This is a genomic window from Pseudomonas fildesensis (assembly GCF_001050345.1).
In the GTDB taxonomy this organism is placed as follows: domain Bacteria; phylum Pseudomonadota; class Gammaproteobacteria; order Pseudomonadales; family Pseudomonadaceae; genus Aquipseudomonas; species Aquipseudomonas fildesensis.
Genome location: NZ_LFMW01000017.1, coordinates 153,958 through 172,187, shown reverse-complemented (window position 1 = coordinate 172,187; position 18,230 = coordinate 153,958). Strand labels below are relative to the sequence as shown.

The 18,230-nt window shown below is 60.2% G+C and carries 14 protein-coding genes and 1 pseudogene; 11 read left to right on the top strand and 4 right to left on the bottom strand.

What is annotated here, in order from left to right:
• Positions 1–115: 115 nt before the first annotated feature.
• From ACR52_RS22780 to ACR52_RS22765, 4 genes are all read left to right on the top strand, one after another.
• The gene (locus ACR52_RS22780) at positions 116–1,177 is read left to right on the top strand and encodes an HAD family hydrolase (protein ID WP_048729723.1); all 1,062 of its coding nucleotides are present in this window, start codon (positions 116–118) and stop codon (positions 1,175–1,177) included.
• 197 nt (positions 1,178–1,374) lie between these two features.
• Positions 1,375–1,908 carry an RNA polymerase sigma factor gene (locus tag ACR52_RS22775; protein ID WP_048729721.1) on the top strand — a complete coding sequence of 178 codons (534 nt, stop codon included), beginning with the start codon at positions 1,375–1,377 and terminating at the stop codon, positions 1,906–1,908.
• The gene (locus ACR52_RS22770; RefSeq protein WP_048729719.1) at positions 1,905–2,861 is read left to right on the top strand and encodes a FecR family protein; all 957 of its coding nucleotides are present in this window, start codon (positions 1,905–1,907) and stop codon (positions 2,859–2,861) included. Before ACR52_RS22775 ends, ACR52_RS22770 begins: the two co-directional genes overlap by 4 nt.
• 131 nt (positions 2,862–2,992) lie before the next feature.
• A complete protein-coding gene (locus ACR52_RS22765) occupies positions 2,993–5,440 on the top strand; it encodes a TonB-dependent siderophore receptor (RefSeq protein WP_048729718.1) in 2,448 nt (815 codons plus the stop codon).
• A 371-nt stretch (positions 5,441–5,811) separates the two neighbouring features.
• On the opposite strand, the gene ACR52_RS22760 is transcribed toward ACR52_RS22765, so the two are convergent.
• A complete protein-coding gene (locus tag ACR52_RS22760; protein ID WP_048729716.1) occupies positions 5,812–7,638 on the bottom strand; it encodes a glycoside hydrolase family 15 protein in 1,827 nt (608 codons plus the stop codon).
• Between the two features lie 13 nt (positions 7,639–7,651).
• Positions 7,652–8,446, bottom strand: a complete 795-nt coding sequence (locus ACR52_RS22755) for a glucose 1-dehydrogenase (protein ID WP_048729714.1) — start codon at positions 8,444–8,446, stop codon at positions 7,652–7,654.
• Positions 8,447–8,593: 147 nt separating this feature from the next.
• On the opposite strand from ACR52_RS22755, the pseudogene ACR52_RS29705 reads away from it, so the two are divergent.
• Together ACR52_RS29705 and ACR52_RS30805 are read left to right on the top strand one after the other, a co-directional pair.
• Positions 8,594–8,704, top strand: a pseudogene (locus ACR52_RS29705) (RNA polymerase subunit sigma-24); the annotation flags it as partial.
• A gap of 1,029 nt (positions 8,705–9,733) precedes the next feature.
• Positions 9,734–10,255, top strand: coding sequence for a hypothetical protein (locus tag ACR52_RS30805; protein ID WP_048729710.1), 522 nt, complete (start codon positions 9,734–9,736; stop codon positions 10,253–10,255).
• A 152-nt stretch (positions 10,256–10,407) separates the two neighbouring features.
• Here ACR52_RS30805 and ACR52_RS30800 read toward each other — a convergent pair whose 3' ends face one another.
• Positions 10,408–10,701, bottom strand: coding sequence for a hypothetical protein (locus tag ACR52_RS30800; protein ID WP_161799313.1), 294 nt, complete (start codon positions 10,699–10,701; stop codon positions 10,408–10,410).
• Between the two features lie 165 nt (positions 10,702–10,866).
• On the opposite strand from ACR52_RS30800, the gene ACR52_RS31005 reads away from it, so the two are divergent.
• Positions 10,867–11,778, top strand: coding sequence for a type III secretion protein (locus ACR52_RS31005; RefSeq protein ID WP_173439318.1), 912 nt, complete (start codon positions 10,867–10,869; stop codon positions 11,776–11,778).
• A gap of 23 nt (positions 11,779–11,801) precedes the next feature.
• Here the strand turns inward: ACR52_RS31005 and ACR52_RS22730 are convergent, their stop codons facing one another.
• Positions 11,802–12,953, bottom strand: coding sequence for an MFS transporter (locus ACR52_RS22730; RefSeq protein ID WP_048729707.1), 1,152 nt, complete (start codon positions 12,951–12,953; stop codon positions 11,802–11,804).
• A gap of 360 nt (positions 12,954–13,313) precedes the next feature.
• Between ACR52_RS22730 and ACR52_RS22725 the strand changes: the two genes are divergently transcribed.
• From ACR52_RS22725 to ACR52_RS22710, 4 genes are all read left to right on the top strand, one after another.
• Positions 13,314–14,300: a diaminopimelate epimerase gene (locus tag ACR52_RS22725; protein WP_048729705.1), complete on the top strand. Its 987-nt coding sequence runs from the start codon at positions 13,314–13,316 to the stop codon at positions 14,298–14,300.
• 300 nt (positions 14,301–14,600) lie between these two features.
• A complete protein-coding gene (tssI, locus tag ACR52_RS22720) occupies positions 14,601–16,619 on the top strand; it encodes a type VI secretion system tip protein TssI/VgrG (protein WP_048729704.1) in 2,019 nt (672 codons plus the stop codon).
• The gene (locus ACR52_RS22715) at positions 16,619–17,452 is read left to right on the top strand and encodes a DUF4123 domain-containing protein (RefSeq protein ID WP_048729702.1); all 834 of its coding nucleotides are present in this window, start codon (positions 16,619–16,621) and stop codon (positions 17,450–17,452) included. The genes tssI and ACR52_RS22715 overlap by 1 nt, the downstream gene beginning before the upstream one ends.
• On the top strand, positions 17,449–18,228 hold the full coding sequence (locus ACR52_RS22710) for a hypothetical protein (protein ID WP_048729700.1): 780 nt from the start codon (positions 17,449–17,451) through the stop codon (positions 18,226–18,228). The genes ACR52_RS22715 and ACR52_RS22710 overlap by 4 nt, the downstream gene beginning before the upstream one ends.
• Positions 18,229–18,230 lie beyond the last annotated feature (2 nt).

The following is an 18,230-nucleotide window of genomic DNA, read 5'->3' as shown; positions in this document are numbered from 1 at the left end:
TGACGCTCAGGCGCATGTCTGTGACGGGATCAGGACGCGCACGGTCGCGCTCATAGTGGGAACTGTCACAGGGATTTGTTAGCGTCGATGTCTTTCACTTAGGGAGAAAACGCTTATGAAGCTCGCGCCGAAACTATTTCTATCCGCTGCCTTCTGCCTCGGACTCGCCAGCCAGGCGTTGGCCGCCACCGAGTTGAAACACTGGCCGGCACCTGCCGCCAAGCAACTGAATGAAATGATCGCCGCCAACGCCAACAAGGGTAACTTCGCGGTGTTCGACATGGACAACACCAGCTACCGCTACGACCTCGAAGAGTCGCTGCTGCCCTACATGGAAAACAAGGGCCTGATCACCCGCGACAGCCTCGACCCCTCGCTCAAGCTGATGCCGTTCAAAGACACCGCCGACCACAAGGAAAGCCTGTTCAGTTACTACTATCGCCTGTGTGAAGTGGACGACATGGTCTGCTACCCGTGGGTCGCCCAGGTGTTTGCAGGCTTCACCCTCAAGGAACTCAAGGTCCAGGTCGATGAGTTGATGGCGTCCGGCAAGCCGGTTCCTGTCACCTATTTTGAAGGTGACGCGGTGAAGAAATCCGAGGTGCAGCCGCCCAAAATATTCACCGGCCAGACTGAGCTGTTCAACAAGCTCACGGAAAACGGCATCGAGGTGTATGTGATGACGGCCGCGTCCGAGGAACTGGTGCGCATGGTCGCCGCCGATCCGAAGTACGGCTACAACGTCAAACCCGAGAATGTGATCGGCGTGACCACCCTGCTCAAGGACCGCAAGACCGGCGAATTGACCACCGCACGCAAACAAATTGCCGCCGGCAAGTATGACGAAAAAGCCAACCTCGGCCTGGAACTGACCCCGTACCTGTGGACCCCGGCGACCTGGATGGCCGGCAAACACGCGGCGATCCTCACCTACATCGACGAATGGAAAAAACCAGTGATCGTCGGCGGCGATACACCGACCAGCGACGGCTACATGCTGTTCCACGATGTGGACGTGGCCAAGGGCGGCGTTCACCTGTGGATCAATCGCAAGGACAAATACATGACCCAGCTCAACGGCATGATGACCAAGCACGCTGCGGCCCAGGCCAAGGAAGGGTTGCCGGTGACGGCGGACAAGAACTGGGTGATCGTCAAGCCGGATGAAATCCAATAAGAGCAGTTGCTAGTTGCTAGTTGCTAGTTGCAAGCGGCAAGCGGCAAGCGGCAAGCGGCAAGCGGCAAGAAGAAGCGGATTTGCGTTTTCTTGTAGCTTGCAGCTTGTAGCTGGAAACTAATCGCTATTGCGATTAAATCTCATCCTCTGCTAGCGTGCACACCTCCTGAACCCTCCGTTCTTCTCAAGGTAGTGCTGTGCCCTCCTGGAATTCACAGATTGCGCGCCTGTTCGCGGAGCAGAAGAAAGCCCTCGAAGCCTTCGTCACCCGCCGCACCGGCAGCGCCCAGGTGGCTGCCGACCTGACCCAGGAATCGTTCCTGCGCCTGGCGCGCCTCGATTCCGGCGAGAAGATCGACAACCTCCCGGCCTTCCTCTTCACCATCGCCAGCAACCTGGTGCGCGACCACCAGCGCCAGGCGATCCGCCGCGAGCGCCTGGACGCTGGCGAACCCAGCGAAGAATTGCCGTGCAGCAACCCAGGCGCCGACGAGCAATTGGCCGCCTACCAGCAGGAACAATTGATGCAGGACGCAATCCTGGCGTTGCCCGAAGCGACTCGGCAGATCTTCCTGCTTTATCATGTCGACGAACTTTCCTACCGCGAGATTGGCGAACGCCTGTCTATCAGCCCGCGCAGTGTGGAATACCAATTGCGTCGCGCGTTGATTGAATGCCGTGCGTACATCAAGACGCGGCTTGCCTGCGATGAACAAGGACGTCGGTCATGACCTCCACACCCACTGCCGACGTGTTGTTCGCCGAAGCGTCCGGCTGGTACTTCCGCCTGCAGGCCGAAGACGTGACTGCCGTTGAAATGGACGCGTTTGCCACGTGGCTGGGGCAGGGCAATGCCCAGGATGAAGCCTGGCGGGAAGTGCAGGCGATGCTCGGCGGTTTGCGCGAGCCGGCGCGGGTGATTCGCCGTGCCGAACAGGCCGCCTGGCGCAAACCGGTGCGGCGCTGGCAGCGTTGGGCGTGTGCCGCCGCCGTGTTGCTGGCAGTGGCGCTCACCGTACAAAACACCCCATGGCTCGACCGCCTGCGCGCGGACTACGCCACCGGCACCGGCGAATCGCGCACCATCGAACTGGCCGACGGCTCCCACCTGCAACTCAACACCGACAGCGCGGTACAAATTCGCATGAGCGCCGGCGAGCGGCAGATCCGTCTGTTGCGCGGCGAAGGCTTTTTTGAAGTGACCAAAGACCCGGCGCGGCCATTCGTGGTGCAGTCCGGCGATGGCTGGGTGAAGGTGGTCGGCACTCAGTTCAGCGTGGCGCGACGCGATGCGCAGACGCGGGTGCAGGTGGCGCAGGGCAAGGTTCAGGTCAGTTCCGGTAGCGGTACGCCGGTGTACCTGGAGCCTGGGAGCGCGGTGGAGTATCAGGACCAGCGCCTGGCCGAAGTCCACGGGTTTGATCCGGCCAGCGGGTTTGCCTGGCGTCAGCGGCAACTGGTGTTTCGCCAGCAGCCACTGTCGGAGGTGGTCAGCGAGCTGAACCGCTACTGGCCCGGCAAGACCCTGGTGCTCGGCGATGCGCTGCGCAATCGCGTGGTGTCCGGCGTGTTTGAAATCGACAAACCCGACGCCGTGATCAAGGCGCTGGAGTACACCCTCAACCTGCGCGCCGAACATTACACCCCGTATTTGCTGGTGCTGCGCGAAGGTAAAGCGTCCTGACTGCAAATTTTTTAAAAAACTTTCAGGGTTTCTCCGCAAGCAATCGTCCTTGATCACTGAGGCGTAAATAGTAAGCACTCTCAAGTAGTGCGGCGCCGATCACAGACTTTTTGCACCGGGGAGCACCATCCATGGCACACCGATTCGCCGCACGGCCCTTGCTGGCACTGGCCATTTCCATGGCCTGCAGCACCGCGCCGCTGTATTTGCAGGCCGCCGAGACCACCCAGGCCCAGGCCTACCGCTTCGATATTCCGGGGCAAAGCCTGGACGGTGCACTGGCAGCCTTTTCGGCGGTGACACGGATTCAGGTGCTGGTGTCCGGTGAGTTGACCCAAGGGGTGGTGTCGCCGGGTGTCAGCGGCAACCTGGGGCAGCGCGAAGCGTTGGGGCAACTGCTCGGCGGCACCGGGTTGAGCGCGGCGTTTATCAATGCCGATACGGTGACCCTGGAAAAACGCACGGCCACCGGCTCCGCCATCGAAGTGGGCGCCACCACCATCAGCGCCGAGCGCCTGGGCGCGACGACCGAGGGCAGCGGCTCCTACACGACGGGGGCGGTGACCCTGGGCAAAGGCGAGCAGAAGCTCAAGGACATCCCGCAATCGGTCAGCGTTATGACCCGCAAGCAAATGGATGACCAGAACACCACCAAACTGTCCGAAGTGGTCAAGCGCACGCCTGGCTTAACCGCGACCAAGTCCCCCGGCCCCGGCCTGTTCATTTTCTCCCGTGGCTTTGAGATCGGCACCTTGCAATACGATGGCGTCGGCATTGCGCGTAACACTTACGCGCTGGGCAGCTACCTCACCGAAAACATGGCGATCTACGACCGCGTCGAAACCCTGCGTGGCCCCGCTGCCTTGCTGCAAGGCGCGAACAGCCCTGGCGGTACCATGAACCTGGTGCGCAAGCGTGGCCAGCAGGCGCCCACCGTGACTATCACCGCCAAGGCCGGCTCCTGGGACCACTACGGTACCCAAGTAGACGCCGGCGGCCCGCTCAACGCCGAGGGCACTTTGCGCGGCCGTTTTGTGGCGGACTACGACACCACCAACTCCTTCGTCGACTACGCCGGCAGCTGGAATCAGACGGTGTATGCCGCCGTCGACTACGACTTCACCCCCGACACCACTGTCGGTGTGGGCATCAGCAACCAGAAAGGCCATGCGCGGCCGAACTTCATGTCGCTGCCCCGTTACGCCAACGGCAGCGATCTCGGCCTGCCGCGTTCGACCTTCGTCGGCGCCAGCTGGAACCGCAGCGTTAATAACCAGACCCAGGTGTTTGCCGACATCGAACACCGCTTCAACGATGACTGGAAGTTGAAAGCCGCCGTGATCGCCATGGATGAACACAACGACGCGACCTACCAGGCCACCTGGGACGAAATCCCCAACCCCGGCACTGCCGGCAACGTGCGTTACGTGGACTGGGTCACCGACTTCAACACCAAGAGCCGGGGCGTGGATGTGTACGTCAACGGCAAGTTCGAGACGCTGGGGTTCCAGCAGGAACTGGTGCTGGGCGCCAACTATTCGAAGCTGACTACCCATGACCTGTACGCCCGGGATGCCACGGACGGTGCGGATATCTTCAACATCGACCACAACCGCCCGCAGCGCGACAAATACCAGCTGTTTCAGGACGGCTCCGGGTCAAAGAGCTGGTATGACATTCGCCAGAAAGGCATCTACGGCACCTGGCGCGTCAAGGTACTGGACCCGCTGACGTTGATCGTTGGCGCTCGCACGAGCTGGTATGATTTTTCGTACATCGACCAAAGCGGTTTCCAGGGTGTGTATGACAACCCGACCCAAAGCACCACCCAGACCACCGGCCGGGTCACGCCGTACGCAGGCCTGGTCTATGCCCTCAATGATCAGTGGTCGGCCTACGCCAGCTACGCCGATGCCTTTGAGCCGCAGACCAACCTGACCACCTCCGGCTCGATGCTCAAGCCCATTGAAGGGCAGAACTATGAGCTGGGCATCAAGGGTGAACTCGCGGACGGTCGCCTCAATACCTCGTTCGCGATCTTCCGCTACGACCAGGAAAACCGTGGTGTGCAGGACCTGCAAGGGCCGATGAACTGTGGCGGCTGGTACTGCTCGGTGGCCTCGGGCAAAGTCCGCAGCCAGGGTTTTGAAGCCACCTTGAGCGGCGAAGTGCTGCCGGGTTTGCAGTTGGTGTCGAGCTACACCTACAACACCACCAAGTTTCTTAAGGACGACACCTACGAAGGCAAGATCTTCAGCACCTGGACACCCAAGCACCTGCTCAAAGTGTGGGGTGACTACCAGTTGCCGGGCGATTGGCAGAAAGTCAGCGTCGGCGCCGGTGTGACTGCGCAAAGCAGCACCGAGGCCTACGACCGCAACTTCAGCGTGCCCGGCAATGCCCTGTGGGATTCGCGAGTGGCCTACAAGATCAATCAGGAATTCACCGTGGCGGCGAACTTGAACAATATGTTCGACAAGAAGTACTACATCCCCGCGTACAACGCGACGTGGGGCAGCAACTACTATGGCGACCCGCGTAACGTGATGTTCACCATGACCTACACCCCGCAGTTCTAAGCCATGACGAACGCGAGCTAGGTTCTGTGGCGAGGGAGGCCCCACCCCGTCTTCGACGCCGCGCTGTCGCGCAACAAACTGGGACCTCTGTGGCGAGCGGGCTTGTCCCGCGTTGGGGTGCGAAGCGCCCCTGATGAAGACGAATGCGGTGTATCGGGCACTCCTCTGCGCCTGGTTTTGGGGCTGCTGCGCAGCCCAACGCGGGACAAGCCCGCTCGCCACAAGAATGCGGTCGCCTGAAAGTGTTTATGCAAGACTCAAGACTTTAGGGTGAATTTTTAACCCTTTAAAATCAGTAAGTTATTTTAAGTTTGATAAGAGCTTGCTCCCTCACCACAGAGAGTTTCATTTGAGCGATAAAAAATACTGATTCACGGCTGCCAAACCGTCTTCTCCCCACTCAACTTACGGTCCAAAAATGTCGCGGCACTGATCAACGCCAAATGGCTCAACGCTTGTGGCGTATTGCCTAAATGCCGCGCTTGGCTGTCGAACTCTTCGGCGTACAACCCCAGCGGGTTGGCATACCGCAGCAATTGTTCGAACTCCAAATGCGCTTTTTCGACTTGGCCGGCGCGAGCCAGGCATTCGACGTACCAGAACGAACAGGCGGCAAACGCGCCTTCGGTGCCTTGCAGGCCGTCGATCTGGCTGTCGTCGTTGCGGTAGCGGTAGACCATGCCGTCGCGCACCAGGCTTTTCTGGATGGCTTCCAGTGTGGAGAGCCAGCGCGGATCAGTGGCCGCGACGAAGCGCACCAAGGGCATCAACAGCATCGAACCGTCCAGCGCCGTGCTGCCGATATGCTGCACAAAATGCCCGCGCTCTTCGTTCCAGAAGTTGCTCCAGATGTCGGCATAGATGGCTTGGCGTGTCTGGTCCCAACGGGCGAACGGTGCCGGCAACGAGCGCTTGGACGCCAGGCGAATCGCACGGTCCAGAGCCACCCAGCACATCAGGCGCGAATGCAGGAAGTGATGCTGCTCACCGCGCATCTCCCAGATGCCTACATCCTTCTGGTTCCAGATTTCGCAGACCTGGTCGGCCACGTCCACGGTGTGTTGCCAGCCCTCGTGGGAAATCGCCTCGCCGTACTTGTTGACCAAGTAAACCGCGTCCATCAGCTCGCCATAAATATCCAGCTGGATCTGGTCGAACGCTTCATTGCCGATGCGCACCGGCTTGGCGCCACCGTGGCCGCTGAAGTGATCGAGTTCGGCTTCCGGCAGTTCCTGGCGACCGTCGATACCGTAGAGGATGTTGATCTTGGCCGACTGGCCGCAGCAATCGCTGACCCGGCCCTTGAGCCAGCGCATGTAGGCGTTGGCTTCCTCGATAAAGCCCAGGCGCATGAACGCGTAGACGGTAAACGAGGCGTCGCGGATCCAGGTGTAGCGGTAGTCCCAGTTGCGTTCGCCACCGGGTGCTTCCGGCAGGCCGAAGGTGGCGGCGGCGATGATTGCGCCGTGTTTGCGCGAGGTCAACAGCTTGAGGGCCAGGGCCGAGCGGTTGACCATTTCGCGCCAGCGCCCACGGTAATTCGATTGGGCGATCCAGCCACGCCAGAACTTCAACGTATGCGCCAGCGCGAGGTCGGTGCAGCCGCTGTCGACGCGCGGGTCATCCTGGCCGCCGAGGACGAACTCGGCGCCTTCTTCCTGGGCCAGCGTGAAGCTGGCGATGGCGGCGTTGCCTTCGATTTGCATCGAGTGGCTGCTGGTCAGGCGCAGGCCGGGCTGGCCTGCGGCGGTGAAACAGACCGCGCCTTCGTCACCCGTGGCGCGGGTCGGCGTGCGGGCGTAGTCATGACGCACGGCGCAGCGCAGGTGGATCGTGGCCTGGCCGCTGACCACGCGCACGCGGCGGATCAGCAGCGGCAGGTCATCGATCTCTTCACTGATGGTCAGCAGGTCGGTGATTTCCACCACGGCCTCATCGCTGAGCCAGCGGGTTTGCAATACGTTGGTGTCGGGCAGGTAGATCTGCTCGCGGCGGGCGTCGGGCAGGTCGGGCGCGAGTTGGAAAATACCCGCGTCGGGGGTGTCGAGCAGCGAGCAAAAAATCGAGGGACTGTCGAATTCCGGCCAGCAGAAAAAGTCGATGCTGCCTTTGTCGTTGACCAGCGCCGCACTGCGCATGTCGCCGATGATGCCGTGTGCATCGATGGCGCTTTGTTGCTCGTTTTTCAAATCAACCATTGTCACGAAGCTCCTAATAAGAGCCCTGGGGATAAAGGCTCATGCCGCCATCGATGAACAGAGTACTTCCGACCACGTAGTCTGAGGCGTCGCTGGCCAGCCAGACCACTGCATTCGCCACGTCCTCCACATCACCTACACGCCCGTAAGGAATCAACTTCAACAGCTGTTTCTGCGCGTCACCTTCGGTGGTCGCACGGTTGATCGCCGTGCGAATCGCGCCAGGCGCAATGCCGTTGATGCGAATGCGCTGCTCGCTGACTTCCTGGGCGAGGGTGCGCATCAACATCTCCACGCCGCCCTTGGACGCCGCGTAATTCACGTGCCCGGCCCACGGAATCAGTTGGTGCACCGAGCTCATGTGGATGATTTTGCCCGCCGCGCGGGACACACCATCACGAACACCCTGGCGGTTGAAAATACGCACGGCGGCGCGGGCGCAGAGGAATTGGCCGGTGAGGTTGACGCCGATCACGGTGTTCCAGTCGTCGAGGGTCATGTCGACCAGGTTGGCGTCTTTTTGCAGGCCGGAATTGGCTACCAGGATGTCCAGGTGGCCGAAGGCGTCGAGGGTCTGGGCGAACAGGCGTTCCACATCCGCCTCTTTCGACACATCGCCACCGATGGCAATCGCCCGGCCACCGTTGGCATTGATCTGCGCGGCGAGGGCCTCGGCCGGTGCCGCCTGGGAATTGTAATTGAGCACCACGGCCGCCCCGGCGTCAGCCAGTGCCTTGGCGGCGCCTGCACCGATGCCCGAACTGGCGCCGGTGACGAGCGCGACTTGTTGCTCCAGCGAGAGTTGCATGGGCTGCCCACCTTTAATTTGCGAGTTCAATTAGCTGACTGACAGGGCAGGGCACAAGTTCACCGTCAGTCCGGGCGACGGGAAGCAATGACCCCCACTTAATAGGAAATATTACTATTCACGGCCCGCCTCCCCAGTGCCCCCGCGATGATTGCGCCACCGCCCCGCAGAACAGGCTTTTTCGAGCACTACGAAGGGTTGATCGGAACCCGGATGCGCCGCCTGAGAAACCGTCAGCAGGCCGAAGACCTGGCCCACTACGACCTGTCGAACCCGAAGCTGGGCGTTGGCGTGAAAGACGTCTTCGACCAGCAGCACTACACCCGCTCCAGCGACAACAATGCCGGGTTGTACCTGGGCGAGCCGCGTACTTTCTTCGTACAGGCCAGTGTCAGGTTCTGACGGGGGTAGAGGGGAGAAGTCGCAGCGCAACGCTGCGATTTTTTTTGCGCATCAGTCCAATCTCCTACCGTTCGGTGGCGACAGGTTGCCGCTTTCAGGAACTGAATCGGACATGTTCGCCACACAAAGGTCGCCTGCATTCTTTCAGTTGAGTCAGGTGACCCTCGTGATAAAGCCGGACTGGAGATTCATATGTCGGTATCTGCCCTCGATAAACCTGTGAACCACTCACCCCCTCGTACGCCGTCTCCCAAGGCCGAGACCAAGGCAAAGGAAGCTGTCACCTCTCGGGGTGATGGGCAAAAAAGTACGCGTATCGATTTCAACTCGAGCGACAACAAACCTGTCAATTTGTCTGCCAATCAAGCGCCTGCCCTCCAGGGGCGTTCTGATGGAAGGTCGCAGGGTGATAGTCGTCAGGCATCAGCTGCGGACGCCCAGGCCACTGGGGTCCTCAGTAAAATCAAGCAAAACGTGAAGGGCTGGTGCGGTGGACGCCCACCCAAGCCAGACCCGTGTAAGCCGGACCCTTGCTACAACAAGCCGAAGCCGCCCAAGCCAGACCCGTGCAAGCCGGACCCTTGCTACAACAAACCGAAGCCACCCAAGCCGGACCCGTGCAAACCCGACCCTTGCTACGGCAAGCCGAAGCCGCCCAAGCCAGACCCGTGCAAACCCGACCCTTGCGACAGCAAGCCGCCGGTACGTCCTACACCGTGCAAACCGGACCCTTGCTACGGCAAGCCACCCAAGCCGGACCCCTGCAAACCCGATCCTTGCGACAGCAAGCCGCCGGTGCGCCCTACACCGTGCAAACCGGACCCTTGCTATGGCAACAGGCCCGATCCTGTGTACTCGCAAAAGAGTAACGACGATCTGGCGCGCATGCTGCTGAACAACTTCGATGCGTTTAAAGATCCGAAACAACCGTGGTTCGTTACCAAAGATGGTCTGTCGGATATGGCCAACAAGCCGCTGACAGGTAACACATCGCAGGATCAGAATATCCGTCTGGCCCGTGAGTTAATGAAGCGTCCGGAGCTTGTGAATGCACTGGATCGGCACAGCACCACCGGCGCGCTGGATGGCTTGATCGACCGGCAAAAAATCCAGATGACCCTCAGCAGCCAAAGTCCTATGAAGTACCAGGACGACAATCAATTGGCCGCTGAGATGCTCCGTCATTTCGACGCATTGAGGGACCCCGATAATCGGGATTACATCAGCCTCGATAAGCTGCGCGGGCTTGCCCAATGGCCTACCAACGATCCGGTTCATGGCCGTCTTGCCTGGATCGCACAGGAGGTCCTCAAGCGCTCCGAGGTGAAGGACACCATGGACGGCGGTGATCGCTGGGGCAAAGACGGTTGGATTCACAAGGACACGCTGCGGCAGATGTCCCGCTGATCCACCCGTATCGCAGAGTGTTTCATTGAACAGGCAAATCGCCACGAACCCTTCGTGGCGTTTTCCTTGGGGGCTTTATGACTACGACTTCGTTTAACGCTCGCCAGCCGGAATACCGGCCGCTTGTTGGCACTCTGGCCGGTGCGGGAACTTCAGAACTCGCCGACGAAAAAGACCCTGCGCACGTACGCCATGCTGACGAAATCCAGCGTATGAAGGACTTTGCAGGTCGACGCCGGTTTCAGGCGCCGGTGGCCGACGATTTTGCGCGAGGCATGCTGGAACCTGGACATGACCTTATGGATCGCGTCCAGCCGTCGAAGCATGTTCGCGGCGCGCTTGCCGCAGTGATCGTCGGGCTGCGAGCTTTGTGCGGCGGGCAAAAGGCGCAAGGCAATCCAGCGGATGATTCCCGCGCACCCGACTGACCAGGCGTCGTCGTGCACTCTTTTACATACTGTCATTGCTATTCCCCCGCCACCCGGAACTATTGCGTTCGCCCAACCACAGATCGGTGGCTTGCTTCGCTGGAATCTATTTTTGATGATTTCGACCACCACTGGCAGTGGTCACCAGGCAAGCGCGGATCCGGAAAAGGTTGGAGATGACGCATGAAAATTGATGGTGCAATTCCTCGCGGACAGCAGACGGCCATGGTTGAGCCGCAGGTGCAGCCGACTTTGCCGTCACCCGTTGTTCATCCTCTGCCGGATGATCAATACACTTCCCAAAGCACCCTGCCGCGCCGGCCCTTGCTGCTGCGAAGCGCGTTGTCTGCGCTGCGCTACTCTACCCAGCAGAGCGTGCCTGCCACACGTGTGAACAATGTGCCGCCCGGCGCGAGCTCAACCGATAGCCAATTGGCGACGGCCCTGGCGAAAGGGTTCGACGTACTCCACCCATTCTTGCGGGACGGGCAACTGACGCAGTCAGCCTTGCAACAGGTCGCTGCGGGTGAGGGGGGCGAGAGTGACGTGATGGAACGTACGATTCTGGCGGCCAGGGAAGTGCTAAAACGGCCGCGACTCAACGACGCGATCATGAACAACGACGGCTATATCACGCGTGACAGCCTGAGCGCGGCTGCGACGCACATGACGAGCAACAGTGCGCCGACGGCCTTCAGCCAGGACCCTTTTCATGGCCAGGGTAACGCCCAGGTTGTTCAAGCCTTTCAGGATCAGTTCGAACAGCTGAGAGACAAGACCCGGGACCGCACGGTTTTTTTTGAAAAGTACCAGTACGTGGAAATCGCTGCGCTCAAAGCCGTGACGACCGATCCAGACGCAACCGACCCGCGAGGCTTGCCGGTTCTGGAGACATCTACCGGGTTACCCAAAAAGAAGTACAGCGAACACGTGGTCTACACGGCGAGGAATATCATTGAGCGTCCTGGTTTGTTGCGTTCGCTCCAGCGGGCGACCGCCAACAGCCTGTTCGGGCGGAGTGCCGAAGAGGGTTGGCTCAGCAATAAAAGTCTTGAACGTTGGCTCAAGCAGGACAAGGAGCACAAGGCCAGGTGACGCCCTGGCCTGGTGCGGCGGTTTTACACCTTGAGAATTTTGCCACTGATGGACACACCCGCCAGCAATAGCGCGACCAACACAAAGGCCGTGCTCAGGCTGCTGCCATGGGCGATAAAGCCGATCATTGCCGGGCCCGCGAGGATGCCGGCATAACCCAGCGTAGTGATGGCAGGCACGGCGATATGTTCCGGCATGACAGTCTGCTTGCCGACGGCGGTATACAGCACCGGCACGATATTCGAGCAACCGGCGCCCACCAGTGCGTACCCCAGCAGCGCGGTTTCCCACGCCGGGAACAGCGTCGCCAATAACAAACCCGCAGTGGCCAGTGCGCCGCCGATTACGATCACACGGGTGGCGCCCAGGCGACGCACGATGGCGTCACCGGTCAGGCGCCCGGCGGTCATTGTCAGGGCGAAGGCGGCATAACCCAGGCCGGCGTAGGCTTCGTCCAGGCCGCGTTCGGCACTGAGAAACACCGCGCTCCAGTCGAGCACAGCGCCCTCAGCCAGAAATACAATGAAGCACAGGCAACCGATGAACAGCACCACGCCGTGCGGCACCGCGAACGCCGGGCCCGAGCTTTCACTGCCGTAGGGCAACAGGTGCGGCCCGGCCTTGAGCAGCGCCACGGCCATGATCACGATCACCACCAAAGTCGCCTGCAGCGGCGACAAGCCCAGTCCCAGTAACCCTGCGACGCCCGCCGCGCCGACAATACCGCCCAGGCTGAACAGGCCATGGAAGCCCGACATCATGGTTTTGCCGCTGGCGCGCTCGACGATTACGGCTTGCAGGTTGACCGTAGAGTCCACCGTGCCCAGGCCAGCACCGAACAGAAATAACGCGGCGATCAATAACGGGATCGAACTGACCGTGGCCAGCATCGGCAAGGCCATGCAGATCATGATCGTCCCAGCGGTCAGCACCCGTCGGCAGCCGTAGCGTGATGCCAATGCGCCTGCCACCGGCATGGCGAGGATCGACCCCACCCCCAGGCACAACAGCAACAGGCCAAGCGTGCCCTCATTGAGTTGCGCGCGGGCTTTGGCGTACGGCACCAGCGGTGCCCAGGCGGCGATGCCGAAACCGGCGATGAAAAAAGCGATGCGGGTCGACATTTGTTCCAGCCGCCCGGGAACCACGGGCGCTGGGGTGGGGATGGCAGTCATGAAAAATCCTTGGTTTTGCGTTCAATGAACGATGTCCGGCGCGACATCCTTGCATATCAGGCTGTATCGAGCGAGCCGGGTTCCCTGCGGATTCAGGATCGGCGCGAAGGTTACAAATTTTATGTTTAGAAACAGGGAACGCTTTGGGCGTGGGGGGCCACATAGAGGCTGTTGAAATGTGTAGGAGGTGGTCTGGAAGGTGTGTAATCCCTGTGAGATTGGATGAACCCCAGGTTCTTGCGGTGGATTACCACCTTCCAGCCCACCTCCCACAGATCGGAGGTTCTGTAATACGCTGCTGCCCCAGTAAGTAGGCAACTGGACGAACGAACCGATGAAAATGCTCAGGCAGGCGGTAGCATGACCGTGTTCTACGACGCGCGCGGCAATATCTATGGGGTGGTCAACCCGGCTTATTTGCGCAGCCAGGGTGTAGCAGTGCCTGACACGGCTGGTTTGGCTGCGAGCACGCGGGAGGCTTGGGCATCGTCAGCGATTGTGTCCGAATGTGGTTGGGGGACGTTGCCACATCCGGCCGATGCCAAACCTCACCGCTGCGACGGCTTGTTGGTCGGGCCGTTCCAGGCTGCGCCGCCTTTTGACCTGCTGATCGTCAATACCGACGGCTCCCTCGCCGAGCGCAGCGGCAACGGCTTGACCATCTTCGCCCAGGCGCTGACGGACCAGGGCCTGATGACACAAGGCTGTGAGTTGCGAGTGCATCACGACAAGGCGGATGCGGCGTCGCCGGTGGCCACGACTGTCGAGCCTGCGATGTACGCGCAGGTGCCTGGATTCTGGCTGACCCTGGGGCAACCTCAGTTCGGGCCGCTGGCCGTCGGCGCGGTGGGCGTTGAACGGGCGCTCGTGGGGCGTCATGAATTCAGTCATGTGGCTGCGCTGGCTGCGATCAACCCGCAATGGGCGCGCAGCCAGTGTGTGCGTGTGGGCAATCCGCATTGCGTGACGCTGGTCGAGCAGGTGTCGGCATTGCCGGATAATCAGGCGATGCACCAGCCCGCACTGTTCAATCCATTACAGGCGATTGCCTTCGCGCCACCCGCCGGGAGCGGCCAACCCTGTGCGGCCGGGATCAACCTGCAATGGGCCGCCCGGGCCTCCGGTAATCGGGTTATTGCGCGAGTGTTCGAGCGGGGTGAGGGGCCCACCGCGTCCTCGGGTACCAGCGCCACTGCGGTGGCTTGCGCGGCGTGGCGGGCGGGTTGGGTTGAGGGCGGTGAAGTCACCGTGGTGATGCCGGGTGGCACGGCGCCAGTACGGTTGCAGGTTCAGGGTGAAATAGTGTTGAACGTCAGTTTGTTCGGGACTGCGCGACCACAAACCTGAGTCGGGGAAAACGGCTGATAGCCTGAAAAGGTGTCAGCTGTTTCTTTAAAGTTTAGTTATGCAGGTATAAATCAAAGTAAGACTTTTCTTGTTGTTGATGACTGGGTATTTGGCTCGATTTCTTATTTTGTAAAAGACACGTCCATTCTCGTTGTACGAAACTTCTTTTTTATTTTATAAGGGCCGAATTTCTCCTGGAATCGCTAAGCTTCAGGGCGTTCAGGCACTTTTTCTCAGCCAATTACCGGCATTTACGGGGGGAAGTATTTCAGTCAGAAAGTTGAGGGCGGGTAACAACGGATGGTTAACGCGTTTGTTTCGTCACGTTTCAAATTAATCCTTTCAGGAACAAGTACTGACTTTCAGGTATTGGCTTTTAAAGGCAGCGAGACGCTTGACCAGCCGTACTTCATTCAGGTGCAGTTAGTCAGCGAAAACCCCTCGCTTGATCTGGAAGCCTTGCTCCACCAACCCGCCTATCTGGACTTCGGCGAAGCGGATCAAGGCCTGCATGGGCAAGTCTACGCCATCGGCCGGGATGCCCCGGGTGTCCGGCTCACCCGTTACCACCTCACCCTGGCACCGCGCCTGGCCTGTCTTGCCTACCGTCGCGACCAGCGGATTTTCCAGCAGCGAAGCGTGCCGCAGATCATCACCGCCGTGCTCGAACATCACGGCATCCTCGCTGACGCCTACGCGTTTGAACTCGGTCCTGTGGTCTATCCGCCGCGCGTATTTTGCGCGCAGTACGCAGAAACCGACCTGCACTTCATCCAGCGGCTGTGTGAAGAAGAGGGCATTCACTACCATTTCCGTCACAGCGTGGACAACCATCTACTGGTGTTTGGGGATGACCAGACGGTGTTTCGGCGTTTGCCTGCGCAGCGCTATTGTTCGTTGGCTGACCCGGCGGCCCGGACGCCAGTGATCCGGCGTTTCGACCGGCACCTGGAAACACGCAGCCGGCAAACGGTGCGCCGTGATCATGACTTCGAACACCCTTCGTTGCGCCTGCAAGACAAGGCCGGCGTGGTGTCGGCGCAACCCCTCGAGGATTATTGCTACCCCGCAGGTTTTACCGGTCATGCACGGGGCGTGCAATTGGCGCGCCGTGGGCTGGAGCGCCATCAGAGCGACCGTTCCCGGGCATTGGGCAAAAGTAATCAACCGGTGTTGCGCAGCGGTCATTTTCTGGAACTGTGTGATCACCCGGATCCGGCCTGCAATGACTTGTGGTTGCTCTCGTCGGTGCGTCACGAGGGGTATCAGCCGCAAGTGCTGGAAGAAGCGGTGCTTAACGCTGAAGCATTCCAGGGGTATCGCAACCGTTTCACGGCAACGCCATGGCGTGCGGTGTATCGACCGCCCCTCAAACATCCCAAACCGACCATCAACGGCAGCCAGACTGCCACCGTGACCGGGCCAGAGGGTGAGGACGTGCATTGCGATGCCTATGGTCGGGTAAAAGTGCGCTTTCATTGGGATCGTCTGGACAAGACGGACGACAAAAGCAGTTGTTGGGTACGCGTGGCGTCCGGTTGGGCCGGTGACGGGTTTGGCGCCATGATGATTCCACGGGTGGGTATGGATGTGCTGGTGACCTTCCTGGAAGGCGACCCGGACCAGCCATTGATCAACGGCTGCTTGCCCAATGCGCTGCACCTGCCGGCTTATTCCTTGCCGGAGCACAAGACCCGCAGCGTGTTGCGTACTTGCAGTTCCCCTGGTGGCGCGGGCGCCAACGAACTGCATCTGGAAGACCGTCGCGGCGAGGAACTCATTTACCTGCGTGCCCAACGTGACCTGGAGCAACAGGTCGGCCATGACAGCCGCCTGGAGGTGGCCGGAGAGCGGCGTGAAATCGTCCGGGGTTTAAGTACCAGTCACCTGGAAAGCGCGGAGCATCGTTACGTCACCGGTGATCGCAAGGTGGTGCTGAAGGCGAGCGATCACCTTGACGTGCAAGTCGATAGCCAGACCCGTGTGGGGCAGACCCTGGTGATCGAAGCCGGGCAACAGGTTCATCTCAAGGCAGGGGCCAGCTTGGTCATCGATGCGGGTGCACAACTGAGCTTGAAGGCCGGGGGAGAGCACTTGGTAATCCAGGCGGGCGGCATTTTCAGCAGTCGGCCGATCACCCTTGGCGGTTCACCGTCCGCGACCTGGCCGGAGAGTTCGTCTTCGGTTACCGATGCCCCCCAAATCGCCGCAGCGCAAGGCGCCATCATGCATTTGGCCAAACAACTGGGCGCGGACTTCTGCCCCCTGTGTGAACGTTGCCGCGAAGGCCAGTGCGAAATCACGGGGAGGGCGGCTTGATGGAAAACCTGCCAAGCCAATGGATGGCCCGACAACAACAGGCAGGGCGCCGACTGTGCCTGATGCTTGAGGGGAACCACGAGTCATGCCCGCCCATGTTGGCGGCCCGCGACGTGACGCAATATTGCAGCCTCTACACCGAGACTGGCGCGGCGGAGTTGGCAAATGCTGGCCCGGTGATCCTGCTGTTGGGGCCGTTGAGTGAGTCTGCGCTGCTTGATCTGCTGCAACACCCCGAGACGAATTGGGGGTGGCTTGGCAGCTTGCCCGATGATGATTTGGCTGGCGTCACTCGGCATTGGCGCGAGCGACTGCTGGTAGGGCCAGAGGGCGCGCGTGCTCTCTACCGCTTTCACGACAATCGCACGTTGGCCCGTGCCCTGGCCTATCTGACGCAAGCGCATTGGCCGGTATTCCTCGGGCCGCTGATCAGCCTGTGTTACTGGCATGAAGGGCGCTGGTGCCATGCCGAAAACCCGGCTCCCGGCGAGTACCCGATGCCTGTTCCGGCACCTTGGATGGATACCCCAAACCCTCAGGCCGAAGCCATCCTGCACGCCAATATCCTGCGGTACCTACTGGCGGAACACAGCGAGGATCTTGCTGCTCTGGTTGAGTTTCAAGACCCCAGAATCTGGCTGGCCCAAGTACTGGAACAGGCTCGCGCCTGGCAGTGGCGTGGGCCGGAGCAGTTGGAGTTTCTGGTGGTACGCAGATTGGAGGAGGCGACCCGAGGCAGTGTCATTCGGTGGCAGCCGAGAGGGGGCGAGACGCCGGGGGAACACGTTGAGCGAGTGGTGGAGCAGTGGCGCAGGGGTGGGGGAAATACATGAACAGGTGGATGGGTGGGGCGTTAATTGTTGTTGGAATGGCGTGGCTTTCGGGGTGTGCGGGAAGGGGGGTTGAACACTTTACGTTGGAGGTGGATTTGCCGGCGGATTTCGAACTTAAAAGTGCCGCCAATTACCGTCCGGCCACAGGTGAGGCCTGCACCTTGCCCCCGCGTCGAGGAAAGAGACCCGAGCGGAAAGTGTTTTTTACTGATTACAAACCTGTGGCCAGTCGGGTGCGCTACGAGCTTCCTCTGACTGAAACGGTAGACGGGTGTCCGTTGGTATTGCGCGGTGTGGAGTTTGATTTTTATGCGAAGTGGGGAACGCGTGACTCGGATGTTGGGGGCGCTATGGCAGGTATTTCCATTCGTGATCGTTCGGAGGGGGATGTGCCTGGGATGCCTGAGTCGGGTGTTCAGGAGTTATTTAGGCAGTGTCAGTGGTTGTTTCGGACGGTGGGGCCGAAGCACGCGATCATTAAAATCCTGCTATGCAATTCGCTGGATGCAACGGGTCAGCCGCAAAAAGCACGAGCGGGTGGGGTCGTGCAACGAGATCAGCTATCGGGGAAAACACTCAGGATGGTGCTGACCGTTATCGATGAGGAACTACCTGCTTTTGACGACACATGGATAGCTGTTCAAGGAGGATGGAAGCGCTGCAAAGGTCACAGTTTCGAAGACTTGTCCGCATATTGCAGGGGCAATACTACGGACTTCAAACCCATAAAAATGCCGGATGGGCGCATATGTGACGTCTATCCAACATGCCAGTGACA

Bases quoted from the DNA above. Each gene is read 5' to 3' on its own strand.
- ACR52_RS22780 (WP_048729723.1), top strand. From the start codon at position 116: ATGAAGCTCGCGCCGAAACTATTTCTATCCGCTGCCTTCTGCCTCGGA.
- ACR52_RS22770 (WP_048729719.1), top strand. From the start codon at position 1,905: ATGACCTCCACACCCACTGCCGACGTGTTGTTCGCCGAAGCGTCCGGC.
- ACR52_RS22765 (WP_048729718.1), top strand. From the start codon at position 2,993: ATGGCACACCGATTCGCCGCACGGCCCTTGCTGGCACTGGCCATTTCC.
- ACR52_RS22760 (WP_048729716.1), bottom strand. From the start codon at position 7,638: ATGGTTGATTTGAAAAACGAGCAACAAAGCGCCATCGATGCACACGGC.
- ACR52_RS22755 (WP_048729714.1), bottom strand. From the start codon at position 8,446: ATGCAACTCTCGCTGGAGCAACAAGTCGCGCTCGTCACCGGCGCCAGT.
- ACR52_RS30805 (WP_048729710.1), top strand. From the start codon at position 9,734: ATGCTGCTGAACAACTTCGATGCGTTTAAAGATCCGAAACAACCGTGG.
- ACR52_RS31005 (WP_173439318.1), top strand. From the start codon at position 10,867: ATGAAAATTGATGGTGCAATTCCTCGCGGACAGCAGACGGCCATGGTT.
- ACR52_RS22730 (WP_048729707.1), bottom strand. From the start codon at position 12,953: ATGACTGCCATCCCCACCCCAGCGCCCGTGGTTCCCGGGCGGCTGGAA.
- ACR52_RS22725 (WP_048729705.1), top strand. From the start codon at position 13,314: ATGACCGTGTTCTACGACGCGCGCGGCAATATCTATGGGGTGGTCAAC.
- tssI (WP_048729704.1), top strand. From the start codon at position 14,601: ATGGTTAACGCGTTTGTTTCGTCACGTTTCAAATTAATCCTTTCAGGA.
- ACR52_RS22715 (WP_048729702.1), top strand. From the start codon at position 16,619: ATGGAAAACCTGCCAAGCCAATGGATGGCCCGACAACAACAGGCAGGG.
- ACR52_RS22710 (WP_048729700.1), top strand. From the start codon at position 17,449: ATGAACAGGTGGATGGGTGGGGCGTTAATTGTTGTTGGAATGGCGTGG.